This window comes from Oleiphilus sp. HI0086, from assembly GCF_001635225.1.
In genome coordinates this window covers 1-357 of record NZ_LWFZ01000281.1, presented here as the reverse complement: position 1 = coordinate 357, position 357 = coordinate 1, and the positions used below count along the sequence as shown (strand labels likewise).

General features: G+C 42.3%; 1 protein-coding gene. It reads right to left on the bottom strand.

Annotated features, from left to right (window positions below; genetic code table 11):
• Window positions 1-357: hypothetical protein (locus A3756_RS27175; RefSeq protein ID WP_304438851.1), on the bottom strand; the 357-nt coding region annotated here is incomplete at both ends.

The window sequence follows — 357 nt, the reverse complement described above, 5'->3', positions numbered from 1 at the left end:
TCTGCTCCCAATGCCATTGGGAAAGAACACTGGATAGTGAACAACTCCAGATCATTATCAATCTCAATAATATCATTATCACTCAGATAGACCTTTGCTTGGTAAAGCTCTCTTTGATTAACACCTAACGTAGTGTCATCCGAATATTTAACCGTTGTCATCCAAGTTATGCTTAACTTTTCTTCAGGGTTAAAGTGATTTTCTGTACTTCTATCATTTGAAAGCAGATTAAAAACCTTTGGGTCTAGAGGTGCCTCTCTAAACTCGATTACTAACTCAGGCCCTACTCCACCACCTTGACCGCCATTAGTTCCAGGGGCAGCTCCACCGCCACCACTTCCACCTCCATTACAGCCA